Source organism: Caulobacter sp. P1_D6 (genome assembly GCF_056406095.1).
This window is the reverse complement of sequence record NZ_JBFUAW010000014.1, coordinates 13591-38214: the sequence shown is the minus strand read 5'-3', so window position 1 is coordinate 38214 and position 24624 is coordinate 13591. Positions and strand designations below refer to the sequence as shown.

The following is a 24624-nucleotide window of genomic DNA, read 5'->3' as shown; positions in this document are numbered from 1 at the left end:
GCGGGGGCGTTCGATGGTGGCTTCAACGGAAACAGGCCCGGCCGAACCGGGCGCCTGGCGCCATGTCCTCCGCTCGGCCCGTGAGATCTTCCTCGTGTCGCCCCGCTGGGCCAACGGCCTGGCCGCGCGGCTGGTGTTCTCCGCGGTCGTCTTCCTGGCCACCATCCCCTATTCGGACTGGCCGATGCCCTGCGCCTGGATGGCGGTCATGGCGCTGCTCGCCGTCGCCGAAAGCCGGAGCACGTCCTGGACCGGTTCCGGCCAGGGCGACAACTGGTTCGCCTGGCTGCAAAGCGCCGGCTACGCCGCAGCCGGATTCTACCTGACCTTCGTCCAGTCCGGCGCGGCCCAGACCTTCGGCGTCACGCTGTACGGCATCGTGATGTTCGAGATCCTGGCGCGCGACTATGTCCAGCCCCGGCGCATGGTCACCAACCTGACGCCGATGCTGATCTCGATGATGGTGGTGCAGTCGGCCGCCTGCATCATGATGGTGTACCGGGGCGAGCCCTGGCGGATCCTGACCGTGCTGGCCACGACCTACCTGGTGTTCCGGGGCCTGCGCTCGGTGCAGGTCGACCTGACCCAGACCCGTCACGAGCTGGCGCAGGCGTCGGTCCTGGCCGAGGCCTCGGCCCGCAAGATCCGCGAGGCCCACCGCATCGCGCTGATGGCCGAGACCATGGCCGGCATCGGCCACTGGCGCGTGGACATCGCCAGCGGCGTCACGACCTGGTCGGAAGGGGTCTACCGGATCTACGGCCTGGACCCGGCCACCGCGCCGCCGCCCCTGGAGACGCTGCTCCTGCACTATGATCCCGCCGAACGGGACGAACTGAGAGCCCGGCTGCAGGCCGCCGCGGCCCTGGGCGAGCCGTTCGAGCTCGAGCGCCGGCTCACCCGGCGCGACGGCGCGGTGCGCCACGTCGTCTGCCACGGCGCCGGCGAACTGGACGCCAACGGCCGCGTGGAGACCCTGTTCGGGGCTTTCATGGACGTGACCGAAGCGCGGGTCCGCGAGGAGGCCTTGCGCGACGCCAAGCTGCGCGCCGAGGCGGCCGCCGAGGCCAAGTCCGAGTTCCTGGCCAATATGAGCCACGAGATCCGCACGCCCCTGACCGCGATCAACGGGTTCTCCAGCCTGCTGAGCGAACTGGAAGACCTGCCGCCGACGGCGGGCGCCTACGTCCGGCGGGTCAACACCGCCGGCCAGACCCTGCTGGCGGTCGTCAATGACATCCTGGACTTCTCCAAGCTGGGGGCCGGCCACGTCGCGCTGGATCCCCAGCCCTTCGCCCTGAAGCCGTTCTTCGACGATTTGACGGCCATGTTCACCGCCCAGGCCAAGGGGCTGACCCTGCGGCTCGACATCGACCCCGCCGCGCCGCCGGCGCTGATCGCCGACGCCGGCCGGTTGCGTCAGGTCGTGGTCAATCTGGTCAGCAACGCCATCAAGTTCACCGACGAGGGCGAAATCCGGATCAGCGTGGCCTATCACGCAGGGTTCGACATGCTGAAGGTCGCGGTCTCGGACACCGGCTGCGGCGTGCCGCCCGACAAGCGCGAACTGCTGTTCCAGCGGTTCTCGCAGGTGGACGGCTCGCTGAGCCGCCGTCACGGCGGCGCGGGCCTGGGGCTGTCGATCTGCAAGGGGCTGGTCGAGTTGATGGGCGGGACCATCGAGATGATCCCCTCGGCCGGCGGCGGCTCGATCTTCCGGTTCTATGTCGGCGCGACGATCGCGCCGCTGGATCCCGTGGCCGCGCCTCGCGGCCTGAGAAGCGCGGCGTCGCCGACCTCGGCGGCGCGGATCCTGGTCGTGGACGACCTGGACGCCAACCGCGAGCTGGTGCGCGCGATGCTGGAGGCGACCGGCCACCAGGTGTCGGAGGCCGACAGCGGTTCGGAGGCCCTGCGCCTGGCCGCCGACCGGCCGTTCGACCTGATCCTGATGGACCTGCAGATGCCGGGCATCGACGGCTTCGCCTCGGCGCGGGCGATCCGCCAGCAGGACGTCCACAATCGCGAGACGCCCATCATCGCGCTCAGCGCCGACGTGCTGCCCGAGCATATCCTGGCCAGCGCCGACGCCGGCATGAACGGGCATATCGGCAAGCCGATCTCGGCCGCCGAATTGCTGGACACCGTCGCGCGTTGGTCGGGGGTCCGCCTGGGCGGCGAGCCCTAGCGGCTCAGAAGCTCAGCGCGCCCAGGTCGACGATGATCTTGAAAGCCCAGATCGTGCAGGCGATGCAAACCACCAGCGTGATGATGTCGTCGATTTCGGTGCGCTGACGGGCGACCTTGGCGGGCTTGCCGCCCTTGCCCTTGGCCGAAGCCTCCGGCGCCGCCGGCTTCGCAACCTCTTTCGCCGCCGCCTTGGCCACGCTCGATCATCTCCGTCGGCGCGCCCCATGCGCGTCTGCCCGGCCATAGACACCGGCGGTGCTGAAGGTTGCGCTTCCAAAGGCGGTTTATTGTTCGTGAACGCTGTAACCTTGGCCCGTCCCGCCGCGAACTGATCCCCGACGATCACCTGATCGATAGGGATGCGCGACATGACACGGACGATGATGCGGAAGACGGCCTGGGCCAGCCTGGCGGCGGGGACCGCCCTGGCGGTCGCCGTGGGCGCCTGGTCGATGTCCGGCGCGGGCGGCACGCCGCGGCGCCCGGTGGTGCTGGAGCTGTTCCAGAGCCAGGGCTGCTCGTCCTGTCCGCCGGCCAACGCCAATCTCAACGCCATCGCCGACCGACCCGACGTCCTGGCCCTGAGCTTCGGGGTCACCTACTGGGACCAGCTGGGCTGGAAGGACACCTTCGCCAAGACGGCCTACACCGACCGCCAGAAGGCTTACGCGCGCGGCCTCGGCGCCCAGCTCGGCACGCCGCAGATGGTGGTCGAGGGCCGCGAGGACCTGATCGGCACGAACGCCCGTGAGTTGGAAGCGGTCCTGCGCCGCGCCCGCCCGACCATGGACGCCACGGTCGCCCTGTCGCGCGGCCGGGTCGAGATCGGGGCGGGCCAGGCCCCGAAGGCCGGGGCCGACGTCTGGCTGGTGCGCTACGATCCGCGCGTCCAGCAGGTGGCCATCCAGCGCGGCGAGAACAACGGCAAGACCCTGCCCCACCGCGACGTGGTTCGCGAACTGACCAGGCTGGGCGGCTGGAACGGCGCGCCGGTGGGCTTCAGCACCCTGCCGCCCGCCGATCCGGCCTTGCGCACGGCAGTGCTGGTCCAGGCCAGGAACGGCGGCCCGATCCTGGCGGCGGCCCGGCTCTGACACGTTCCCGGGCGCCTGCTGACACCTGATGTCAGCAGTCTGCCGCCACGTCCCGCCACAGCGACATTTGTTCGCACCTTGTTCTTGTGTTAATCGCGGGTCTGCGCCCTACATATAGCCGTCTCGCCGTGGCTCTCCCCACGGCCTCACGCGTTCCGGAAAACATGGCTGAACAACTGAACTTCATCCGCGTGCGCGGCGCGCGGGAGCATAATCTCAAGAACGTCAGCGTCGACATTCCGCGCGGCGAGCTCGTCGTGCTGACCGGCCTGTCGGGCTCGGGCAAGAGCTCCCTGGCGTTCGACACCATCTACGCCGAGGGCCAGCGCCGCTACGTCGAGAGCCTGTCGGCCTACGCCCGCCAGTTCCTGGAGCTGATGAGCAAGCCGGACGTGGACCTGATCGAGGGCCTGTCGCCGGCCATCTCGATCGAGCAGAAGACCACCTCGCGCAACCCGCGCTCGACGGTGGGCACCGTCACCGAGATCCACGACTACATGCGCCTGCTGTGGGCGCGCGTGGGCGTTCCCTATTCGCCCGCGACCGGCCTGCCGATCGAGAGCCAGACCATCAGCCAGATGGTCGACAAGATCACCGCCCTGCCGGAAGGCACGCGCCTCTACCTGCTGGCCCCCGTCGTCCGCGACCGCAAGGGCGAGTACCGCAAGGAGATCGCCGAGTGGCAGAAGGCCGGCTTCCAGCGGCTGAAGATCGACGGCGAGTTCTATCCGATCGAGGACGCCCCGGTTCTCGACAAGAAGTTCAAGCACGACATCGACGTGGTCGTGGACCGCATCGTCACCAAGCCGGGCATGGAGCAGCGCCTGGCTGACTCCATGGAACAGGCGCTCCGTCTCGCCGACGGCCTGGCCGTTGCCGAGTGGGCCAATGTCGAGGAAGGCGAGAAGGAGCCGCGCCGGCTGCTGTTCTCCGAACGCTTCGCCTGCCCGGTCAGCGGCTTCACGATCGCCGAGATTGAGCCGCGGCTGTTCTCGTTCAACAATCCGGCGGGCGCCTGTCCGGCCTGCGACGGCCTGGGCGCCAAGCTGGCCTTCGACGCCGACCTGATCATCCCCGACAAGGACAAGAGCCTGCATAAGGGCGCGGTGTCGCCGTGGGCCAAGGGCCCCTCGCCGCTCTACACCCAGACCCTGCAGGCCCTGGCCCGCCACTACGGCTTCTCGATGGACGAGCCCTGGCACAAGCTGCCGGAAAGCGCCCGCCAGATCGTGCTGCAAGGCTCCAAGGGCGAGAAGATCAAGTTCGTCTACGACGACAACGCCCGCAAATACGAGGTCGCCAAGCCCTTCGAGGGCGTGCTGCCGAACCTGGAGCGCCGCTGGCGTGAGACCGACAGCTCTTGGGTCCGCGAGGAGCTGGGCCGCTACCAGTCCGACACGCCTTGCGAGGTCTGCCACGGCAAACGCCTGAAGCCCGAAGCCCTGGCCGTGAAGATCCACGGCCTGGACATCGCCGCTGTCTCGAACCTGGCCATCCGCCCGGCCCGCGACTGGTTCACGGCGCTGGAAGGCCACCTCTCCGACAAGCAGATGGAGATCGCCCGGCGGATCCTGAAGGAGATCAACGACCGCCTGCGGTTCCTGGTCGACGTGGGCCTGGACTATCTGAATCTATCGCGCGGCTCTGGCACCCTGTCGGGCGGCGAGAGCCAGCGCATTCGCCTCGCCAGCCAGATCGGCAGCGGCCTGACCGGCGTGCTCTACGTGCTGGACGAGCCGTCGATCGGCCTGCACCAGCGCGACAACACCCGCCTGCTGCAGTCGCTGCAGGGTTTGCGCGATCTGGGCAATTCCGTGCTGGTCGTCGAGCACGACGAAGAGGCCATCCTCACCGCCGACTATGTGATCGACATGGGCCCGGCGGCGGGCGTGCACGGCGGCGAGATCGTCGCCGAGGGCAAGCCGGCCGACATCATGGCCAATCCCAACAGCATCACCGGCCAGTACCTGACAGGCGCCCGCGAGATCGAGGTGCCCGAACAGCGCCGCCCGATCAACAAGAAGAAGACGCTTCGCGTCATCGGCGCCACCGGCAACAACCTCAAGGGGGTGACCGGCGAGATCCCGGTCGGCACCTTCACCTGCATCACCGGCGTGTCGGGCGGCGGCAAGTCGACCTTCACGATCGAGACCCTGTACAAGGCCGCCGCGCGCCGCCTGAACAACGCCAGCGACGCCCCGGCCTCGCACGAGCGGATCGAGGGGCTGGAGAACTTCGACAAGGTCATCGACATCGACCAGTCGCCGATCGGCCGCACCCCGCGCTCGAACCCGGCGACCTACACCGGCGCTTTTGGCCCGATCCGCGACTGGTTCGCCCAGTTGCCGGAGAGCAAGGCGCGCGGCTACGGCCCCGGCCGCTTCAGCTTCAACGTCAAGGGCGGCCGCTGCGAGGCCTGCCAGGGCGACGGCCTGATCAAGATCGAGATGCACTTCCTGCCCGACGTCTACGTCACCTGCGACGTCTGCAAGGGCCAGCGCTACAACCGCGAAACCCTGGACATCCTGTTCAAGGGCAAGACCATCGCCGACGTGCTGGACATGACGGTCGAGGAGGCCGCCGACTTCTTCAAGGCCGTGCCGCCGATCCGCGACAAGATGGAGACGCTGAAGCGCGTTGGCCTCAGCTACATCAAGGTCGGCCAGCAGGCCACGACCCTGTCCGGCGGCGAGGCGCAACGCGTGAAGCTCTCCAAGGAGCTCAGCAAGCGCGCCACCGGCCGCACGCTCTATATCCTCGACGAGCCGACCACCGGCCTGCACTTCGAGGACACCAAGAAGCTGCTGGAGGTGCTGCACGAGCTGGTCGACCAGGGCAACACCGTGGTCGTCATCGAGCATAACCTCGACGTCGTGAAGACCGCCGACTGGCTGCTGGACTTCGGTCCGGAAGGCGGCGACGGCGGCGGCGAAATCGTCGCCGTGGGCTCGCCCCAGGACGTGGCCAAGGTCGAGGCCAGCTGGACCGGACGCTATCTGAAGGACGTCCTGGCCCGCCACGAGGAGCGGCGGCTGGAACGCGTCGCGGCGCTGAAGGCGGCCAAGCGGGCCTAGTCGAACACGGCGGCCTGATCGACGATCGGGTCGCCGGCCAGGCGACGCCAGGCGTAGCCGAGCGGCGCGACCTGCACCGCGAAGGCCACGACGTGGATCATCGCGCTGAACGCCATCAGCAGCAGGCTCCGTGGACCAAGGGCGGCGTTCATCGCTTCGGCGACCGACGGATATCGCGTCGCGGCGCGTGGCGCGTTGACGGCAAGCGCATCGGACAACAGGTCTCGGCCGTAGCTGGCGATCTCCTCGATCAAGCCGGCCAGGACCAGTGTCGTGACCAGGATCGCCGCCAATCGCAGATGGCGTCCGCGCGTCAGGTCCCCGGACTTGGCCAGGCGCACCCGGCCATCGGCGACGGTCAGGGGCGCCGCCAGGGCCAGCCGCGCGCCGAACAGCACCAGCACGACGGCCGCCAACCGCCCCAACGCGCCCATGCGCGAGACAATCGGCTCCGGATTGATGGAATACATCATCAACGCCGACATCATCATCGCCGAACCGATCAGCGTCACCAACGTGAACGGGATCGTCAGGGCCAGCAGGCGAAGCTCGTCACCACCGAACCGGGGCCAGGCCCGCCGCTGATCCTCGGGCCGCATTTGAGCGCGCAGCACGGCCGCCAGGGCTACGACCACCGCGATCTGGCCCACGACCAGGCCGCCGGCGGAAAGCTTCAAGGCGATCGCCCCGAACCCCGCTTCCGGATTGGAGCTTTGCACGGCCCAGATCCGCGCGGCGGCGGACGCCACGCCGCTGATCAGGAACACAAACGCCCAGGACAGCGCCGCCGCCGGTCGATGCGCGACCAGCCGGAAGCCGGACAATACACCGTCGCGCCAAGACAGGGTCTGGGATGTCATCGCAGGCCCCTAGTCGAACACGGCGGCCTGGTCGGACGCGCGGTCCTCGGCCAACGCCCTGGCGATGACCGTCGCCGGCGCGGCCTGCAGAACCACGCCAAGGCCGAAGATCAAGCCCTGCAGGAGCAACTGGCCCAGCTGCAAGGGATGGAAGGCCGACTTCAGCACGGCGGTCGTGGCGCCGTAGGCGCTCCATCGCATGGCGGGAAGCTGCTTCACCACGTCGTTCACGGCGATGTTGCCGCCGACGCCGATCAAGAGCGCGACCGCCGTCACCAGGCAGAAGAGGGCGAAAATCTTCCAGCGCCTCTTGCGTGTAAGCCGCCACGCGGCGCGCAGTCGCATTTCCCCGGCCCGCACGGTCATGACGCCCGCCGGCCACAGTCGGCCGGCCAGGCCGAACATCAGGATCACGCCGACCGAACCCGCCGACAACATGATCGCGTCCTGGGTCGCCCCCTCGCTGACGCCCGCCGCCACGCTGATCGTCATGCCGATCGCCATGGTGAGCAGCACGACGAGCAGGCCGGGAACCAGCAGCAGGCTCAGGATGAACAGGCGGGCTTCGTCGCCGCCCAACCGAAGTCCGGAGCCCCGGGCGTCCGGCTTGGCGTCAAGCCGGGCGACCGCCGCTCCGATGATCGCGATCGTCGCGCCGACCACGGCAAGCATCAGGATGACCGTGGACGCCATGCCGGCGAAGTTTGACGACTGGCGGGAGAGATGGACGTTCATGATCGTCATGATCCGTCCGCCGAAGCTGATCAGCGCTCCGACCAAGGCCAGGCCCAGCGTCGCCGCCGGGCGGCGACGCAGCAGGTCAAAGCCCGCGAACGCCGCTCGCGCGAAACCGAAGTCCCCCAACAGCAACGCTCCTAGCCGAAGGTGTCGGAGACGTCGCGGCCCTTCAGCTGGGCGTAGATGGTCGGAGCCGGGGCGAAGACGATCAGCAAGACCAGGATCGACACCACGCCCGAGAACAGCGTCCGCACGATGCCGGCCGGGGTGAAGAACGAGGCCAGTGAACTCATGTCGGGATTGAAGGCGTCGGCCATGGCCGTGAGCCCGCCGCCCAGGCTGGCGCCGATCACCGCGATGATCACCAGCAGCAGCGCATAGACGACGACCGCCAGGACCAGGGCGACGAAGTAGGCGCCGAACAGCGGCCAGAACTGGCCCTTGGTCAGGTCCCAGGAGTCCCGGATGCTGACCTTGCGCGTATCGAACGTCAGGACGCCGGCGAACGACAGCCGCACCGCCAGGAAGACCATCGCCGCCAGCACGCCGAGGAACAGCAGCACGCCCAGGATCACGCCGATCGCGGCTCCGCCGACGGCGATGCCGATGCCGATGACGACCCCCGCCACGATCACCAGGCCGAAATAGGCGGCCAGCAGGATCAGGTTGACCAAGAGCAGCACGGCGGCCTGCCGCAGCTCGTCGGCGCCGATGCGCAGGTGGGCGCCGGCGCTGTCCTGGGGCCGCAGCACCAGGCGATTAACGCCGGCCAGCAGGATCGAATAGACCACCAGGCTGTAGAGGGCGGAGAACAGGAACAGCGGCCCCATGCCCTCCATGGCCTTGAGGGTGGCCTGGGGATCGGTGCTCTGCTCGGCGCTGAGCTCCAGCATCGCCGCCATCTGCGGACCGGCCAGCTTGATGGTGGCGATGCTGACGATCACCGAGGCGACCGTCATCAGCACCACCCATACGCCCACCGTCTTCAGATGCTCGCGCACCAGACGAAAGCCCGACAGCGCCGCGTCGGTGGCCGAGAATTGTTGTTGCATGGTCTGTTTCGCCCCTCAAAGCCCATCACGCCTAACAAGGTTCGCGGCCGCGCGACAGTCCCGCTTGGATGTTTGCCCGCCAGGATGTTTGCACTGTGCAAACGCGTCGGCCAATTCTAACGTTCGTTTGAAGCGGTCGAAACAGGCCGCGCGAAGGTCGCTCGAGGAGGATGTCATGAAGCTCTATGGCGAGGCCAATCCGGCCCCCAATCCGCGCCGGGTGCGCATCTTCGCGGCGGAGAAGGCGCTGGACCTGCCGGAGATCCGGATCGGCATGCGCCAGGGCGGCCACAAGTCGCCCGAGCACAAGGCCCGCAACAGCCTGGGCCAGGTGCCGGTGCTGGAGCTGGACGACGGCGAGATGATCAGCGAGAGCGTCGCCATCTGCCGCTATCTGGAAGCCCTGCATCCGGCCCCGCCGATGTTCGGGACCTGCGCCCTGACCCAGGCGCGGACCGACATGTGGGTGCGCCGGCTAGAGTTCCAGGTGATGGTCCCGGTCGGCATGTACTGGCGCCACGCCCACCCGCTGACCGCGTCGCTGCTGGTCCAGAACCGCGAGTTCGGCGAGTCCAACAAGCCGATCGCGGCCAAGTCCATGAACTGGCTCGACCGCGAACTGGCCGACGGCCGCGAATGGATCGCCGGCGACGCCTACGGGATCGCCGACATCGTGGCCCTGACCACGATCGACTTCGCCGGCTTCATCGGTCTGGACGTCCCGGAAGAGGCCGAGCGCCTGAAGGCCTGGCGCGAGCGGGCAAGCGCGCGGCCGAGCGCGGCGGCTTAAAATCCATTGTCATCCCGGACGAGCGCGCAGCGCGAAGATCCGGGACCGACGCCTGAGCGCATGCGCTTCCGGCGGTCCCGGATAACGGCTTCGCCGTTTCCGGGATGACAGCCCTTTTGAGAGGCGAACCTAGGCGGCGGCCGGCGCCAGTTCGCTTTCGTGCAGGTCGTAATAGGCCCTGGCCGGCGCGGCGGTCAGGATCACCATCTGCACGGTGAAGAAGAACGGCGCCAGCAGCAGGGTGGCCAGGCCGGACAAGGCCAGCATGATCGGGTTGGTGATGCCGCCGGAGAAGGTCAGGATCAGCCCCGAAACCACGGTCTGCGCCACGCCGACCAGGATCGTCAGCACCACCGCCAGGGCGTACATGCCCAGCAGGTGCCAGAAGTGGTGGTCGGTCAGGGTCCAGGTCCGGCGCAGGTCCAGCTTGCCCTCGGCGAAGGTGGTGATCGACAGCAGCGACAGGCGGATGCCGGCCCAGATCGACAGGCCCGCCACCGCGATGGCCCCCAGCACCTCGACCCAGCGGTTGGTCTCGACCGCGCCCAGGCTGATCAGGCCGGCGCCGATCAGCACCAGCACGGCGCTGGGCAGGGCGGTGACGACCAGGGCCACGACCCAGCCGACCAGGGCGACGACGAACTGCCGCCCTTCCTCGGGACCGACCCGCAGATAGGCCAGGCGCCGTTCCTGCGGTCGCACCACCGCGCGCATGATCGCCACGCTGATCACCGACTGCAGGGCCACGGCGAAGGCGATCAGCGGCAGCAGCGTGCCCTTGCGGCGGGCGACGATGTCGAACAGCTCGCGCAGGTCGTTTGTCCGCGACAGCAGCGCCAGGTCGGCCCGCACGGTGCCGCCGAACGCGAAGGCGACCACCAGTCCCAACACGACCAGCATCGCGAAGTAGCAGGCGGCCCAGGCCAGCACGACCAGCGGCTTGCGGCGCGTCATGCGGACGCCTTCGAGGGCGGCTTGGACGGGCGAGAAGGTGGTCATGTCCGGAGGGTTCCAGGGGTCGGGGCGGGCTGCAGTCGATAGACGTCGACCAGGGCCGCGGTCCAGACCGGGATGAGGTAGAAGAAGACCAGGGCGACACTGACCAGTTCGGGGACCAGCGCGCCCTCCGAAAAGCCGGCGATGGCCCGCAGATAGCCGATGGCGACCACCAGGATGACGGCCGGCGCGGCCAGGACCGCCCCCGCCGCCGCCAGGACCAGCACCACGCCGCGCGTGCGACCGAAGGCGCTGAGCACCTGGATCCTGTCCAGGTCGACGGTGGCGGCCGGGGCCAGGGACAGGCGCAGGAACAGCCAGATCATGATCGCCGCCGACAGCAGCGGCGGCAAGCCGGCGGCCAAGGCGCCGGGCCCGTCCAGCGCGCCGCGCCAGGCGTCCAGCGAGGTGATGTCCAAACCGGGCGCGTTGCTCTTGGCCACGCCCACGACCACCGCCCCGACCAGCACCGCCAGCACGGCCATCACGACAGTCAGGATGACGGTGACCAGGGCCTGGACCGCCGCCAGCCGCCACTCCTGGGCGCCCCAGCGCAAGCCCTTCCAGCCGGCGGGACCGCCGAACGCGGCGCGGTACAGAGCGCCGTAGGCCAGGGTCGTCGCGGCCAGTTCCAGCGGCAGGCCCAGGAAGGCCAGGGCCGGCGGCAGGGCGCGGGGCAGCAGGCCGAGCGCGGCGCCCACGACGAGCGCGCCCCAGCAGCCCCGCACGCCCGGCGCCCATCCCGCCATCCCGGCGCGAACGGTCCGCCCGATCGCCGCCGATCCCTCGCCCATGAAGCCCTCTCCCGTCCGCTGCCCGCGCGGACCCCAATCCCAGGAGTCATAAGCGGTTCGCCCCCCCGCTTGGCGACGAGTCGCGGCGGGTGTCACGCTGAATTTCACCGGACGTGGCCCTGGCGCCGCGCCCGTACGCTCCGATAGCGGACAACACGCGGGTTCCGCCGCGCGACCGCCGGGGGTATGAGGGCGCCCATGAGCACTTCCCCCCATTCCGCCTCCCCCGTTCACGTCATCGGGGGCGGCCTGGCCGGGTCCGAGGCCGCCTGGCAGATCGCCCAGGCCGGCGTCCCGGTCGTCCTGCACGAGATGCGTCGCGACGTGCCCTCAAGCAGCGAAGCGATAGGGCCGACAAAAGTGCGGACCGACGCGCATCAGACCGACGGCCTGGCCGAGATGGTGTGCTCCAATTCCTTCCGCTCCGACGACTGGCAGTTCAACGCCGTCGGCCTGCTGCACGCCGAGATGCGCAAGCTGGACTCGCTGATCATGTCGGCCGCCGACCAGCATCAAGTGCCCGCCGGCGGCGCCCTGGCCGTGGACCGCGACGGCTTCTCGGCCGAGGTCACCCGTCGCATCGAGGCGCATCCGCTGATCACCATCGCCCGCGAGGAAGTCGCCGGCCTGCCGCCGGAAGACTGGGACAGCGTGGTCGTGGCCACCGGCCCCCTCACCTCGCCCGCCCTGGCCGACGCGATCCTGGAGCTCTCCGGCGAAGGCCAGCTCAGCTTCTTCGACGCCATCGCCCCGATCCTCCACGTCGAGTCGATCGACATGGACATCGCCTGGCGCCAGTCGCGCTACGACAAGGAAGGCCCCGGCGGCGACGCGGCGGCCTACATCAACTGCCCGATGAACAAGGCCGAATACGAGGCCTTCATCGACGCCCTGCTCGAGGGTCCCAAGGCCGAGTTCAAGGACTGGGAGCACGTGCCCTATTTCGACGGCTGCCTGCCGATCGAGGTGATGGCCGAGCGCGGCCGCGAGACCCTGCGCCACGGTCCGATGAAGCCGGTCGGCCTGACCAATCCGCGCGATCCGACCGTGAAGTCCTACGCCATCGTCCAGCTGCGCCAGGACAACGCCCTGGGCACGCTGTGGAACATGGTGGGCTTCCAGACCAAGCTGAAGCACGGCGCCCAGGCCGACGTCTTCCGGATGATCCCGGGCTTGCGGAACGCCCAGTTCGCCCGGCTGGGCGGCCTGCACCGCAACACCTTCATCAACAGCCCGCGCCTGCTGGACCGGTCGCTGCGGATGAAGGTCGCGCCGCGCCTGCGCTTCGCCGGCCAGATGACCGGCGTCGAGGGCTATGTCGAAAGCGCCGCCACGGGCCTGTTGGCCGGACGCTTCGCCGCCGCCGAACGCCTGGGCAAGACGCTGGACGCCCCGCCGCCGACAACGGCTCTTGGAGCCCTGGTCGACCACGTCACCGGCGGCCACCTGGAAGGCGGCCCCGAGGGCAAGACCTCGTTCCAGCCGATGAACATCAACTACGGCCTGCTGCCGCCGATGGACGCTCCCAAGGTCGGCGACGACGGGACCAAGATCCCGCTGAAGGAACGCGGCCGCGCCAAGAAACGGCTGATGAGCATCCGGGCGCTGGCGGATTTGGACAGCTGGATGAGCGGAGCCTCGTAAGACCCTCCCCATCCTCGTAAAACCCTCCCCCTGTGGGGGAGGCGGCCGAAGGCCGGTGGGGGGAGTCTTAGGACCGTAGATCAGGGTTGTGGTCGCCTGCCGATCACTTCCCCACCGTCGGCTTCGCCGACACCTCCCCCACAGGGGGAGGACCTCACCCGCGTTTCAGGCGTTGTGAGGTCATGTCCGCCTCCCCTCCCTGGCTCACGGACCTGGCGCTGCGCCTGGCCTGGGCCCCGCCGTGGGCCGTCAGCCTGGGCCTGATCGTCGTCGCGGTGCTGGTCGCCCTGGCCGCGCATTGGGCGGTCGTGCGGGTCGTCCGCCGCTCGCTGGAGAACGACGCCTTCTGGGCGGCCCTGGCGGTGCGGACCCGGCGGCCGACCCGCCTGGCCTTCATCACCGCCGCCCTCAGCCTGGCCGTCGCCGTCGCGCCCCTCACGGCCGACCAGGCGGCGGTGAGCAAGCGCGCGCTGCTGGTGCTGTTCATCGTGCTGGTCGGCTGGATCGTGATGACCGCGCTCGACATCGCCGCGGCCCTGCACCTGCGCAAGTTCAAGATCGACGTCGAGGACAACCTGCTGGCCCGCAAGCACCTGACCCAGGTGAAAATCCTGCGCCGCGCCTGCGCCGTGGTGGTCGGGCTGGTGACGGTGGGCCTAGCCCTGATGACCATTCCCGGCGTGCGCCAGTGGGGCGTCAGCCTGCTGGCGGCGGGCGGCGCGGCGTCGCTGATCGTCGGCCTGGCCCTGCAGCCGCTGCTGACCAACCTGATCGCCGGCATCCAGATCGCCATCACCCAGCCGATCCGCATCGACGACGCCGTGATCGTCGAGAAGGAGTGGGGCAACATCGAGGAGATCAACGCCACCTATGTGGTCGTGCGGCTGTGGGACTGGCGGCGGATGGTGCTGCCGCTCAGCTACTTCATCCAGACGCCGTTCCAGAACTGGACCCGCGAGAGCGCCGCCCTGATCGGCACGGCCATGCTCTATGTCGACCACGCCGCCCCGATCGACCGCCTGCGCGCCAAGCTGGACGAGATCGCCAAGGCCTCGCCCCTGTGGGACGGCAAGGTGGTCAACCTGCAGGTCACCGACGTCACCGCCCAGGTGCTGGAGGTCCGCTGCCTGGTCAGCGCCCGCAGCGCGCCCAAGACCTTCGACCTGCGCTGCGAGGTCCGCGAGAAGATGATGGCCTTCCTGCGCGACGAGATTCCCGAAGCCTTGCCGAGGCAGCGGTTGGGGCTGTCGGAGACCGCGCCGGCTACGGCGTGATTTCCGGCGGCGGACGAATGCGCCGGTAGCGCGCCTCGATCAGGCCGAACAGGCCGAAGGCGACAAGACCGGCGGCGACCAGGCACAGGGCCGAGCTTCCGAATGGCCGCCCCTCGATCGCCTGCAGCGCCCCGCCCCAGCTGCGCGCCTCGCCGGCCCGAGCCTCCAGACCGGCCAGCACCAGGAACACGCCCAACGGCAGGCTGGCCAGGCCGCGCGCGCCGTAGCCGATCTTGGCCAGCGGCACGACCCGGCGACAGGTCTTGTCGTCGCAATCCAGGCGCTTGCTGAAGTCCTGCATCACGCCCTGGATGACGTTGCCCACCCCGAACGCCACGACCACCAGGCCGGCGGCGATCAACAGGGTGTCGCCATAGGGCAGGTCCAGCACGGCGCCGGCGGTGTGATGGGCGGTCTGCTCCTCGTCGGCCTCTCCGACATCCTCCAGTTCGTCGAGCACTTCGAACGCCGAGAACGCCAGGCCGCCATAGACCAGTCCGCTGACCGCCTGGCCGATCCGCACCGCCCAGGCCTTGGGCGAACGGCCGTGCCGGTCGGCGTCGAACACCGCCTGCAGGATCCGCCAGGCGGCGAAACCGGCCAGGCCGAAACCGATTCCGCCGATCAGCGCCCAGCCCAGCGGCCATTCCGCCCAGGCGCGCAACAGGCCCTTGGCGCCCTTGGCGCGCGGCGTCAGGTCCAGCGCGGCCAGCAGGACGATGGACCCCAGGCCCAGATAGACCAGGCCCCGCGCCGCGTAGCCCAGCCGCGACGCCAGCTCGATCGCCTTGGAGACGTTCGCCCGCCGGACGCGCTGCACGAGCCTGCGGGGCAAGGCGATCGGCGATGTCGACATGGTTCGTGCCCGGAACAGCCCAACTTGGATGAACCAACGGCGGCTCGGCCCAGGCGTTCCGCTTGCCCCATCGAGGGCGGCGCTGTCTTTCGCTAAGTAAGTGATTTATGACTTAGCTGCAGGCGCCGCCGGTTCGGTCTGGCGCTTGTCGAGGCAGACGCGCGGGGAAGCCGTTCCGCGCCGCCGAACATCGAGGGCTTTGCCGCTCGCCGATGTTAGGCAAGCATGTCACGGATGGCGTGTACGGCAAAGGGGAGCCCGGCAGGGTGGCGGAGGCCTTCGAGATCGGCGACTTCAGACCCGGAGTTCGGGCCAAGGCGCGCTGCGACCTGATGGGCGTGGAGCCCTTCAGCGAAGTCGACGGCATGCTGGTGCGCCGCTTCCTGACCCCCGCCCACGACGAAGCGCTGAAGACCCTGGCCTTCTGGATGGAGGAGGCGGGCATGACCGCCCGTCGCGATCACGCCGGCAACCTGATCGGCCGCTATGAGGGTGAGACGCCGGACGCCCCGGCCCTGCTGATCGGCTCGCACATCGACAGCGTCCGTAACGGCGGCCGCTATGACGGCGCGCTGGGCGTGATGCTGGGCGTCGACGTGGTCGAGGCCCTGAACGCCGCCGGTCGCCGCCTGCCCTTCGCCGTCGAGGTGATCGCGTTCGGCGACGAGGAGGGCTCGCGCTTCCCCGCCTCCATGACCTGCAGCCGGGCCGTGGCCGGAACCGTCAAGCCCAGCGTCATGGAGATGACCGACGGCGACGGCGTCAGTCTGGCCGAGGCTTTCGCCGCCTTCGCCCTGGACCCCACCCGCCTGGAGGAAGCCGCCCGCAAGCCCGGCGAGGTGTTCGCCTTCCTGGAGGCCCACATCGAGCAGGGCCCGGTGCTGGAGGCCGAGGGCCTGGCCCTGGGCGTGGTCACCGCCATCGCCGCCCAGAAGCGGCTGATGGTGCGGTTCACCGGCATGGCCGGTCATGCGGGCACCACGCCGATGAACCTGCGCAAGGATCCCGGTCCCGCCGCCGCCGAGGCGATCCTGGCGCTGGAGCGGATTTGCGCCCCTCAAGGTGATTTTGGCGGCAAGGACGGCCTGGTCGGCACCGTGGGCCGGATCACCGCCCTGCCCGGCGCCTTCAACGTCATCCCCGGCGCGGTCGAATATTCGATGGACGTCCGGGCCGAGGTCGCCGCCACCCGCGACGCGGCTGTCGAGGCCGTCACCGCCGAAATCCAGGCCATCGCCGCGCGGCGCGGCCTGGAGGTCGGCGTCACCCTGATGCAGGACCTGGCCGCCAGCCCCTGCGATCCCGGCCTGACCGCCCTGCTCGAAGACGCCGTCGCCGCCACCGGCCAGGCCCCGCGCCGCCTGCCCAGCGGGGCCGGTCACGACGCCATGGTCATCGCCGACCTATGCCCCACCGCCATGCTGTTCATCCGCTGCGAAGGCGGGATCAGCCACAATCCGCGCGAGGCCGTGACCGAGGCCGACTGCGCCCTGGCGGCGACCGCCATGCTCCATTTCATCGACCAGCTAGAACGACGCGAACGCGCATGACCCAGACCTTCGGCGAACTCGACCATCCCGCCCGCCTGCTGATGGGCCCCGGCCCGATCAACGTGCATCCGCGCGTGCTGCGGGCCATGTCCGTACAGTTGCTGGGCCAGTTCGACCCCGAGTTCACCGGCTACATGAACGAGACCATGGCGCTGTACCGCCAGGTCTTCCAGACCCAGAACCGCTGGACCTTCCTGATCGACGGCACCTCGCGCGCCGCCATCGAGGCGGCCCTGGTCTCGGTGCTGGCGCCCGGCGACGACGTGGTGGTGGTCAACGCCGGGCGGTTCGGCCTGCTGCTGTCCGAGATCGCCGAGCGCTGCGACGCCAAGGTGACCCTGGTCGAGGGCGAGTGGGGCAAGGTCGTCGATCCTCAGGCGGTGGAGGACGCGGTCAAGCGCGTGCGCCCGCGCCTGGTGGCCTGCGTGCACGGCGACACCTCCACCACCATGGCCCAGCCCATCGAGGCGATTGGCGAGATCTGCCGCCGTCACGACGCCCTGCTCTATGTCGACGCCACGGCCACGATCGGCGGCATGTCGGTCCCGGTCGACGCCTGGCAGGCCGACATCGTCACCGGCGGCCTGCAGAAGTGCCTGGGCGGTCCCTCGGGCTCGGGTCCCATCACGATCAGCGACCGCGCGGCCGAGCACATCAATGGCCGCAAGCACGTCGAGGCCGGCATCGCCACGGCCGGCGTCGTCAGCGGCAACGGCCGCCGCATCGCCTCCAACTATTTCGACCTGGCGATGATCATGGACTACTGGTCCGACAAGCGCCTGAACCACCACACCGAGGCCGCCTCGATGCTGTACGCGGCCCGCGAATGCGCCCGCGTGGTGCTGGAGGAAGGGCTGGAAGCCCGCTTTGCCCGCCACGCCCAGGCCGGAGCCGCCGTGGTCGCCGGGGTCGAGGCGATGGGGCTCGAAGTCTACGGCGACCAGGCCCACAAGATGGCCAACGTCACCGCCGTGCTCGCGCCCGCCGGTGTCGACTACGACCGGGTGAAGGCCCGCATGCGCACCGAGTTCGAGATCGAGATCGGCGCCGCCTTCGGACCGCTGGCCGGCAAGGTCTGGCGGATCGGGGCGATGGGCGTCAACGCCCGCAAGCACGCCGTGCTGCAGACCCTGGCCGCGCTGGAGGCCGTGCTGCGCTGGGAGGGCTTCGGCGCTCCGGCCGGCGCGGGCGTGGATGCGGCGGCGAAGGCGTTCGCATGACCTACCCCCGCGACCTGATCGGCCATGGCGAGCACCCGCCCCACGCCCAGTGGCCGAACGGCGCCCGCGTGGCCGTGCAGTTCGTCCTCAACTACGAGGAAGGCGCCGAGCGCAGCGTGCTGCACGGCGACCCGCAGGCCGAGCACTTCCTGTCGGAGATGGTCGGCGCGGCACCGATCCCCGACATGCGACACATGTCGATGGAGAGCCTCTACGAGTACGGCTCGCGGGCCGGCTTCTGGCGCATCCGGCGCCTGTTCGAGGAATTCGGCCTGCCGCTGACCGTCTACGGCGTGGCCCAGGCCATGGCGCGCAATCCCGACGCGGTCGAGGCGATGCTGAAATCCGGCTGGGAGATCGCCAGCCACGGCTATCGCTGGATCGACTACCAGCATTTCCCCGAGGCGCTGGAACGCGAGCACATCGCCCAGGCCATCGAGATCCACGAAGCCCTGACCGGCGAGCGGCCGCTGGGCTGGTACCAAGGCCGCACCAGCCCCAACACCGCGCGGCTGATCGCCCAGGAAGGCGGCTTCGTCTACGACGCCGACAGCTATGCCGACGACCTGCCCTATTGGGACGACCAGCACGGCAAGGCCCAGCTGATCGTGCCCTACACCCTGGACGCCAACGACATGCGCTTCGCCGCGCCCCAGGGCTTCAACAGCGGCGACCAGTTCTTCGCCTATCTGCGCGACAGCTTCGACGCCCTCTACCTGGAAGGCGAGACCGCGCCGAAGATGATGAGCGTCGGCCTGCACTGCCGGATCGTCGGCAAGCCCGGCCGGATCATGGCCCTGCGCCGCTTCCTCGAGCACATCACCCGCCACGACAAGGTCTGGGTGGCCAAGCGCATCGACATCGCGCGCCACTGGATCGCCACTCATCCCTATAAGGAGAGCGCCCAATGAGCGCCCCGCCCCTGACCCTGGCCGACCTGAACCGGATGAACCGCACCGGCTTCGCCACCACCCTGGGCTTCGCCTTCGAGCTGTCGCCGTGGGTGGTGCAACGCGCCTATGACGCCGCGCCGTTCGACAGCGTCGAGGCCTTGCACGCCGCGACCATGGCCGTTCTGGAGGCCGCCTCGGAAGACCAACGCCTGGCCCTGATCCGCGCCCACCCGGAGCTGGCCAGCAAGGCCGCGATCGACAAGACCCTGACCGCCGAGAGCAACGCCGAGCAGGCCAGCGCCGGCCTCGACAAGCTGACGCCGGAGGAGTTCGAGCGCTTCCACGCCCTGAACGCCGCCTATCGCGAGCGCTTCGGCTTCCCGTTCATCATCGCCGTGCGGCTGAACGACAAGACCTCGATCCTGGCCGACATGCAGGCGCGCCTTGCCAACGAACAGGCCGGCGAGATCGCCGAGGCGATCCACCAGATCGGCCTGATCTCGAAACTTCGACTGCAAGACGCGGTGACCGGCTGAGATGGACTATGACGTCACCACCTGGCTGAACCTGGGGCTCCGCTGGCTGCACGTGATCGCCGGCGTCGCCTGGATCGGCGCCTCGTTCTACTTCGTCTGGCTGGACGACAACCTGCGTCCCCCCGTGCCTGAAAAGGACGGCGTGAAGGGCGAGCTGTGGGCCGTGCACGGCGGCGGTTTCTACCACTCGCAGAAGTACATGACGGCCCCGGCCCACATGCCCGACCACCTGCACTGGTTCAAATGGGAGGCCTACACCACCTGGCTCAGCGGCTTCGCCCTGCTGATCGTGCTCTACTACGTGGGCGCGCCGGTCTATCTGATCGACGCCTCCAAGCACGCCTTCAGCCAGGCCGGCGCCATCGCCACGGGCCTGGCCTTCATCTTCGGCGGGCTGGCCGTCTACGAGGGCCTGTGCCGCTCGCCGCTGGGCGGGAAACCGCGCCTGTTCGGCGTCGTCTGGTTCCTGACCCTGACGGCCGCGACCTGGGCCCTGACCCAGTTGTTCAGCGACCGCGGGGCCTTCATCCACGTCGGCGCGATCATCGGCACCTGCATGGTCGGCAACGTGTTCCTGATCATCATCCCCAACCAGCGCAAGATCGTCGCCGACATACTGGCCGGCCGCCCGGTCGACCCGCGCCTGGGCGCGATGGGCAAGCAGCGCTCGGTGCACAACACCCACATGACCTTGCCGGTCATCTTCATCATGATCAGCAACCACTATCCGGCGGTGACGGGCCACCACCTGGCCTGGCTGCTGCTGGCCCTGATCAGCGCGGGCGGCGTGTCGATCCGGTACTTCTTCATCCTGCGCCACCACGGGGTCATCAAGCCCGACTATCTGATCCTTGGGGCGTTCCTGATCTTCGGCGTCAGCATGATCGCCAGCATCAAGCCCAAGACCGAAACGGTGTCGAACGTACCCTTCCCGGTCGCCCAGGCGATCGTCCAGAAGCACTGCGTGGCCTGTCACGCCGCCGTCCCGACCCACAAGGGCTTCACCGCCCCGCCCAACGGCGCGGCCTTCGACACGCCGGTCGGGATGGCGCGCTATGCGGGCAAGATCCGGGAACGCGCGGTGGACTCGACCAGCATGCCCCTCGGAAACGAGACTCACATTACCGATCACGAACGCGCCCAGTTGGGCGCCTGGATTGAAGCTGGAGCAAAGACGCAGTGACCACCCTGGTAGAGACGCCTTCGGCCGCACCGACCGACGACGCCGCTCCGGCGCCCCGCAAGCGAAACGCCGAGCGGACGCGCAAGGCGATCCTGACCGCGGCGCTGCGGGAGTTTTCTCAGGCGGGCTACGCCGGCGCGCGGATCGAGAAGATCGTCAAGGCCGCCAAGTGCAACATCCGCATGCTCTACCACTACTTCGGCGACAAGAAGGGCCTGTACCTGGCGGTGCTGGAGGCCGCCTACGAGGACCTGCGCGGCCGCGAGGCCGAGCTGGAGATCGACTTCGACAAGCCGCTTGAAGGCTTCCTGGCCCTGCAGCGCTTCACCTTCGACTATTTCGAGAAGAACCCCCGCATCGACGGCTTGCTGCGCAACGAGAACCTGATCCAGGGCAAGTTCGTCTCGCAGTCGCGCAAGGTCACCGAGACCGCCTTCCCGCTGCGCCGGACCATCGAGCACCTGATCGACAGCGGCCAGAAACAGGGGATCTTCCGCGACAACCTGGACTGGGCCCAGATCTACGTGACCATCGCGGCCATGAGCCGGTTCCACCTGGCGAACGGCTATTCGCTGTCGGTGACGCTGGATACGGACATGAGCAAGCCGGAGTGGCGTCGGCTTCGCCGACACCCCTCCCACAGGGAGGGGATCTGAACCTAGAACAACACCCCCTTCTCCAGCATCCCGTGCACCCCCTTCTCGCCGTTGACCGTCTGGGTCACCCGGAAATCCACGGCCAGCGAACAGAACTGATAGGCCTGCACCCGCGTCAGCGACGACCGCGAGACGATCAGGTCGATCATCGCCCGCAAGGCCTGCTTCATCGCCAGGTCCAGGTCCTCGTTGAAGCCCAGCGTCAGGTAGTGGGTCGGGCTTTCCGCGCTCGGCCAGGTCCGAACCCCGACGTCGGCGGCCTTGTGCAGCACGAAGGTGAAGGTGCCGGTCAGGCCCATCTCCAGGGCGTTGACGCAGACCTCGCCGTCGCCTTGCCGTCCGTGGCCGTCGCCGGCCGAAAAGTTCGCGCCCGGAACCCAGACCGGCAGGAACAGGGTCGAGCCGGCGACCAGTTCCTTGCAGTCCATGTTGCCGCCGTGTTCGCGCGGCTCGCGGCTGGACAGGCGTCCGTAGCGGGCCGGCGGGGCGACGCCGGTGGTGCCGAAGAACGGCCGCAGCGGCAGGGTCGGGCCCCAGGCCGGCTTGCAGGTCCCCGCCGCGGCGTCGACGGCGATGTGGCTGACATAGCGCTCGGGAAACTCGTCCGGCAGGGTCCCGGCCAGCGGCCGGACGGCGCAATAGCCCCAGGTGTTGTTCGGCTCGATGGACTCGATCCGCACCTCCAGGGTGTCGCCCGGCTCGGCGCCCGCGATCGCCACCGGACCGGTCAGGATGTGCGGGCCGATGCGCTCCAGCCTGGCGTCGTGAATGGCCCGCAGGGCCGGCGGGATGACCAGGCCGGACTCCGGAGCCGGCATGACCTCGGGGCCGCCCGACACGCAGTCGATGACCACCGTGTCGCCGGGCGCGACCGTCAGCACCGGGTCGAAGGCGGCGTCGAAGATCCCGAAACGCACGGTGTCCGGGGTCGAAGCCAGGTGATGCAGCATGAAGTAAGCCCTCTATTACCAGGGCCCAGTTGGCGCGCGCCGCCCTTGCCGCCCTAGCCTCGACCACCGCGCGGGTCGGCGAAGCGCGCCGGCGCCCACCTGMCGGGCGCCGCGACGCCCGGCATGGCGCGGACGTGGGCGTCGGCGCGTTCGAGGCCTATGTTGCTGGCGGCGACGGCCCATCCCGGTTATGAAGATTTTTCTTACTTGTGGAGCTCGCCCGCATGGCGACCGATCCGGCCCTTGCAGCGTTCCTGGCCCTCGACGACGACGCGGTCGCCGCCTATGCGGACGCCCGGGCCGAGACGCTGGGCTTGACCCTGCCGCCGGAGACCCGCGCCGGGGTCGTCGAGAACCTGGCCCTGCTGCGCCGCCAGGCCGCGACCTTCGCCGCCGATCTCGACGACACCACACCGCCCGCGCCCGAGGTGTTCGAGCCATGAGCGCCGCCGATTTCCGCTCGGCCCTGGCCGTCGCCGCCGACATCCAGTGGGGCAAGACCACCGCCCGCTCCGAAACCGAGGCCGCCCTGGCCCGGGCGGCCAGCGACCCGTTCAACGCCTACACCGCCATCTTCGCCGAGCGCGCCCTGGCCCAGGCCGAGGCCATCGACGCCGACCTCGCCGCCGACCGCCCCGTCGGTCCGCTGGCCGGCGTGCCGTTCGCGGTCAAGAACCTGTTCGACGTCGAGGGCGTCACCGCCATCGCCGGCTCGAGCATCCGCCGCGACGCGGCCCCCGCTCCCCACGACGCCACCGCCGTCCAGCGCCTGACCGCTGCCGGGGCGGTGCTGATCGGCGCGCTGAACATGGACGAGTTCGCCTACGGCTTCGTCACCGAGAACGCCCACGACGGCCCCACCCGCAATCCGCACGACCCGACCCGGATCGCGGGCGGCTCGTCCGGCGGTTCGGGCGCGGCGGTCAGCGGCGGGCTGGTCCCGCTGACCCTGGGCTCGGACACCAACGGCTCGATCCGCATCCCGGCCAGCCTGTGCGGGGTGTTCGGCCTGAAGCCCACCTTGGGCCGCCTGTCGCGCCAGGGCGCCTTTCCCTTTGTCGAGAGCCTGGACCATGTGGGGCCGTTCGCCCGCACGGTCGCCGACCTGGCCCTCGCCTACGACCTGATGCAGGGCCCCGATCCGCTGGATCCGCTCTGCCGTCGGCCCGCCGAACCAGCCGCCCCCCGCCTGCAAGCCACGGCCGATGCGCCCCTTCGCGTCGGCGTGCTGGGCGGCTGGTTCGCGCAGGGGGCTTTTCCCGAAGTGCTGGAGGCGCTGGAGATCGTCGCCGACGCGCTGCAGGCCAAGCGCGGCGTCGAGCTGCCCGGCGCCGAGCTGGCCCGCGCCGCCGCCTTCTGCCTGACCCCAATCGAGGCGGCTCATCTACACTCGCCCGATCTGAAGGCCCGGCCGCTGGACTACGACCCCGCCGTCCGCGACCGCCTGCTGGCCGGCGCGCTCGCGCCCGAGGCCGTCGCCGAGGCGGCCCGCCGCTATCGCCCGGTGTTCCGCGACGCCGTGCGCAAGGTGTTCGAGGATTTCGACGTGCTGCTGGCCCCGGCCTCGGTATGCCCGGCGCCGGGCATCGGCCAGACGACCATGGAGATGGGCGGCCAGCAGGTCTCGGTGCGCAAGAACCTCGGCGCCTACACCCAGCCCATCAGCTACATCGGCCTGCCCGTCGTGGCCGCGCCGGTCAACCGCCCCGGCAAGCTGCCGATCGGCGTGCAGATCATCGCGCCGGCCTGGCGCGAGGACCTGGCCCTGGCCGCCGCCCTGCGCCTGGAGCGATCCGGCGTGCTCGCCGCCCATCGCCCGCCGGAGCCGACACGATGACGACCGTCAACGAACCCGAGGTCCTGGCCGAGGTGACCGCCGCCGTCGACGCCTACGAGATCGCGTTGATGACCAACGACGTCGAAGCGCTGGACGGCTTCTTCCGCGATGCGCCCGAGACCGTGCGCTACGGCGTGGCCGAGAATCTCTACGGCTTCGAGGCGATCGCGGCCTTTCGAATCGGCCGCTCGGGCGGCTCGCCGCAGAGGTCGCGCCTAAGGACGGAAATCACTACGTTTGGGCGAGACTTCGCAATCGCCAACGTCGAATTCCTGCGCGAAGGGGCAAAACGTCCCGGCCGCCAAAGCCAAGCCTGGATCCGCACCGAAAAGGGCTGGAAAATCGTCTCGGCCCACGTCTCGCTTCTCCAGGACGGCGTCGATCAACGCCTTGCGCCGTAAGCGATCGATCATCAGAGCCATGACAATAAGTAATAA

Annotated in this window: 23 protein-coding genes; 15 read left to right on the top strand and 8 right to left on the bottom strand. The window is 69.4% G+C overall.

Going from position 1 to position 24624, the window contains the following annotated elements; genetic code table 11:
• The first annotated feature begins 13 nt into the window (after positions 1-13).
• Positions 14-2188 carry an ATP-binding protein gene (locus AC1DYP_RS10120; protein WP_477046222.1) on the top strand — a complete coding sequence of 725 codons (2175 nt, stop codon included), beginning with the start codon at positions 14-16 and terminating at the stop codon, positions 2186-2188.
• A gap of 4 nt (positions 2189-2192) precedes the next feature.
• On the opposite strand, the gene AC1DYP_RS10115 is transcribed toward AC1DYP_RS10120, so the two are convergent.
• On the bottom strand, positions 2193-2387 hold the full coding sequence (locus AC1DYP_RS10115) for a hypothetical protein (RefSeq protein WP_477035666.1): 195 nt from the start codon (positions 2385-2387) through the stop codon (positions 2193-2195).
• Positions 2388-2558: 171 nt separating this feature from the next.
• Between AC1DYP_RS10115 and AC1DYP_RS10110 the strand changes: the two genes are divergently transcribed.
• Both AC1DYP_RS10110 and uvrA read left to right on the top strand, forming a co-directional pair.
• Positions 2559-3284 carry a DUF1223 domain-containing protein gene (locus tag AC1DYP_RS10110; protein WP_477046221.1) on the top strand — a complete coding sequence of 242 codons (726 nt, stop codon included), beginning with the start codon at positions 2559-2561 and terminating at the stop codon, positions 3282-3284.
• Positions 3285-3448: 164 nt separating this feature from the next.
• Positions 3449-6358 (top strand): excinuclease ABC subunit UvrA, encoded by a 2910-nt coding sequence (uvrA, locus tag AC1DYP_RS10105; RefSeq protein ID WP_477046220.1) that lies wholly within the window; start codon positions 3449-3451, stop codon positions 6356-6358.
• Here the strand turns inward: uvrA and AC1DYP_RS10100 are convergent.
• From AC1DYP_RS10100 to AC1DYP_RS10090, 3 genes are read right to left on the bottom strand one after another with little or no spacing between them, the layout of a single operon-like run.
• Positions 6355-7218, bottom strand: coding sequence for a hypothetical protein (locus AC1DYP_RS10100; protein ID WP_477046219.1), 864 nt, complete (start codon positions 7216-7218; stop codon positions 6355-6357). The two genes, uvrA and AC1DYP_RS10100, sit on opposite strands and share 4 nt — an antisense overlap.
• A gap of 9 nt (positions 7219-7227) precedes the next feature.
• On the bottom strand, positions 7228-8082 hold the full coding sequence (locus AC1DYP_RS10095) for a hypothetical protein (protein ID WP_477046218.1): 855 nt from the start codon (positions 8080-8082) through the stop codon (positions 7228-7230).
• A gap of 11 nt (positions 8083-8093) precedes the next feature.
• Positions 8094-9008 carry a hypothetical protein gene (locus tag AC1DYP_RS10090; RefSeq protein ID WP_477046217.1) on the bottom strand — a complete coding sequence of 305 codons (915 nt, stop codon included), beginning with the start codon at positions 9006-9008 and terminating at the stop codon, positions 8094-8096.
• A 175-nt stretch (positions 9009-9183) separates the two neighbouring features.
• Here AC1DYP_RS10090 and AC1DYP_RS10085 point away from each other — a divergent pair, with 175 nt between their 5' ends.
• On the top strand, positions 9184-9798 hold the full coding sequence (locus AC1DYP_RS10085) for a glutathione S-transferase family protein (protein WP_477046216.1): 615 nt from the start codon (positions 9184-9186) through the stop codon (positions 9796-9798).
• Between the two features lie 129 nt (positions 9799-9927).
• Here the strand turns inward: AC1DYP_RS10085 and AC1DYP_RS10080 are convergent, their stop codons facing one another.
• On the bottom strand, positions 9928-10797 hold the full coding sequence (locus AC1DYP_RS10080) for a hypothetical protein (RefSeq protein WP_477046215.1): 870 nt from the start codon (positions 10795-10797) through the stop codon (positions 9928-9930).
• Positions 10794-11588, bottom strand: a complete 795-nt coding sequence (locus AC1DYP_RS10075; RefSeq protein ID WP_477046214.1) for a hypothetical protein — start codon at positions 11586-11588, stop codon at positions 10794-10796. Before AC1DYP_RS10075 ends, AC1DYP_RS10080 begins: the two co-directional genes overlap by 4 nt.
• Before the next feature lie 198 nt (positions 11589-11786).
• Between AC1DYP_RS10075 and trmFO the strand changes: the two genes are divergently transcribed.
• Complete coding sequence (gene trmFO / locus AC1DYP_RS10070; RefSeq protein WP_477046213.1) at positions 11787-13232, top strand: methylenetetrahydrofolate--tRNA-(uracil(54)-C(5))-methyltransferase (FADH(2)-oxidizing) TrmFO; 1446 nt, start codon at positions 11787-11789, stop codon at positions 13230-13232.
• A 182-nt stretch (positions 13233-13414) separates the two neighbouring features.
• Positions 13415-14506: a mechanosensitive ion channel family protein gene (locus AC1DYP_RS10065; RefSeq protein ID WP_477046212.1), complete on the top strand. Its 1092-nt coding sequence runs from the start codon at positions 13415-13417 to the stop codon at positions 14504-14506.
• On the opposite strand, the gene AC1DYP_RS10060 is transcribed toward AC1DYP_RS10065, so the two are convergent.
• The gene (locus tag AC1DYP_RS10060) at positions 14496-15362 is read right to left on the bottom strand and encodes a DUF1206 domain-containing protein (RefSeq protein ID WP_477046211.1); all 867 of its coding nucleotides are present in this window, start codon (positions 15360-15362) and stop codon (positions 14496-14498) included. The two genes, AC1DYP_RS10065 and AC1DYP_RS10060, sit on opposite strands and share 11 nt — an antisense overlap.
• Positions 15363-15628: 266 nt before the next feature.
• Here AC1DYP_RS10060 and AC1DYP_RS10055 point away from each other — a divergent pair, with 266 nt between their 5' ends.
• The 6 genes from AC1DYP_RS10055 to AC1DYP_RS10030 are packed head-to-tail and all read left to right on the top strand — an operon-like array spanning position 15629 to position 21400.
• Positions 15629-16912: an allantoate amidohydrolase gene (locus AC1DYP_RS10055; RefSeq protein ID WP_477046210.1), complete on the top strand. Its 1284-nt coding sequence runs from the start codon at positions 15629-15631 to the stop codon at positions 16910-16912.
• Entirely contained in the window at positions 16909-18132 is a 1224-nt protein-coding gene (locus AC1DYP_RS10050) for a pyridoxal-phosphate-dependent aminotransferase family protein (RefSeq protein WP_477046209.1), read from the top strand. Before AC1DYP_RS10055 ends, AC1DYP_RS10050 begins: the two co-directional genes overlap by 4 nt.
• Positions 18129-19043: an allantoinase PuuE gene (gene puuE / locus AC1DYP_RS10045; RefSeq protein ID WP_477046208.1), complete on the top strand. Its 915-nt coding sequence runs from the start codon at positions 18129-18131 to the stop codon at positions 19041-19043. Before AC1DYP_RS10050 ends, puuE begins: the two co-directional genes overlap by 4 nt.
• The gene (gene uraD, locus AC1DYP_RS10040; RefSeq protein WP_477046207.1) at positions 19040-19561 is read left to right on the top strand and encodes a 2-oxo-4-hydroxy-4-carboxy-5-ureidoimidazoline decarboxylase; all 522 of its coding nucleotides are present in this window, start codon (positions 19040-19042) and stop codon (positions 19559-19561) included. The genes puuE and uraD overlap by 4 nt, the downstream gene beginning before the upstream one ends.
• Position 19562: 1 nt before the next feature.
• Complete coding sequence (locus tag AC1DYP_RS10035; protein ID WP_477046206.1) at positions 19563-20744, top strand: urate hydroxylase PuuD; 1182 nt, start codon at positions 19563-19565, stop codon at positions 20742-20744.
• A complete protein-coding gene (locus AC1DYP_RS10030; protein WP_477046205.1) occupies positions 20741-21400 on the top strand; it encodes a TetR family transcriptional regulator in 660 nt (219 codons plus the stop codon). Before AC1DYP_RS10035 ends, AC1DYP_RS10030 begins: the two co-directional genes overlap by 4 nt.
• A 2-nt stretch (positions 21401-21402) precedes the next feature.
• Here the strand turns inward: AC1DYP_RS10030 and AC1DYP_RS10025 are convergent, their stop codons facing one another.
• Positions 21403-22350 (bottom strand): acetamidase/formamidase family protein, encoded by a 948-nt coding sequence (locus tag AC1DYP_RS10025; protein WP_477046204.1) that lies wholly within the window; start codon positions 22348-22350, stop codon positions 21403-21405.
• Between the two features lie 224 nt (positions 22351-22574).
• Here AC1DYP_RS10025 and AC1DYP_RS10020 point away from each other — a divergent pair, with 224 nt between their 5' ends.
• The 3 genes from AC1DYP_RS10020 to hpxZ are packed head-to-tail and all read left to right on the top strand — an operon-like array spanning position 22575 to position 24588.
• Positions 22575-22793, top strand: coding sequence for an AtzG-like protein (locus tag AC1DYP_RS10020; RefSeq protein ID WP_477046203.1), 219 nt, complete (start codon positions 22575-22577; stop codon positions 22791-22793).
• A complete protein-coding gene (locus AC1DYP_RS10015; protein ID WP_477046202.1) occupies positions 22790-24187 on the top strand; it encodes an AtzE family amidohydrolase in 1398 nt (465 codons plus the stop codon). The genes AC1DYP_RS10020 and AC1DYP_RS10015 overlap by 4 nt, the downstream gene beginning before the upstream one ends.
• Complete coding sequence (gene hpxZ / locus AC1DYP_RS10010; protein ID WP_477035641.1) at positions 24184-24588, top strand: oxalurate catabolism protein HpxZ; 405 nt, start codon at positions 24184-24186, stop codon at positions 24586-24588. Before AC1DYP_RS10015 ends, hpxZ begins: the two co-directional genes overlap by 4 nt.
• Positions 24589-24624: the final 36 nt, after the last annotated feature.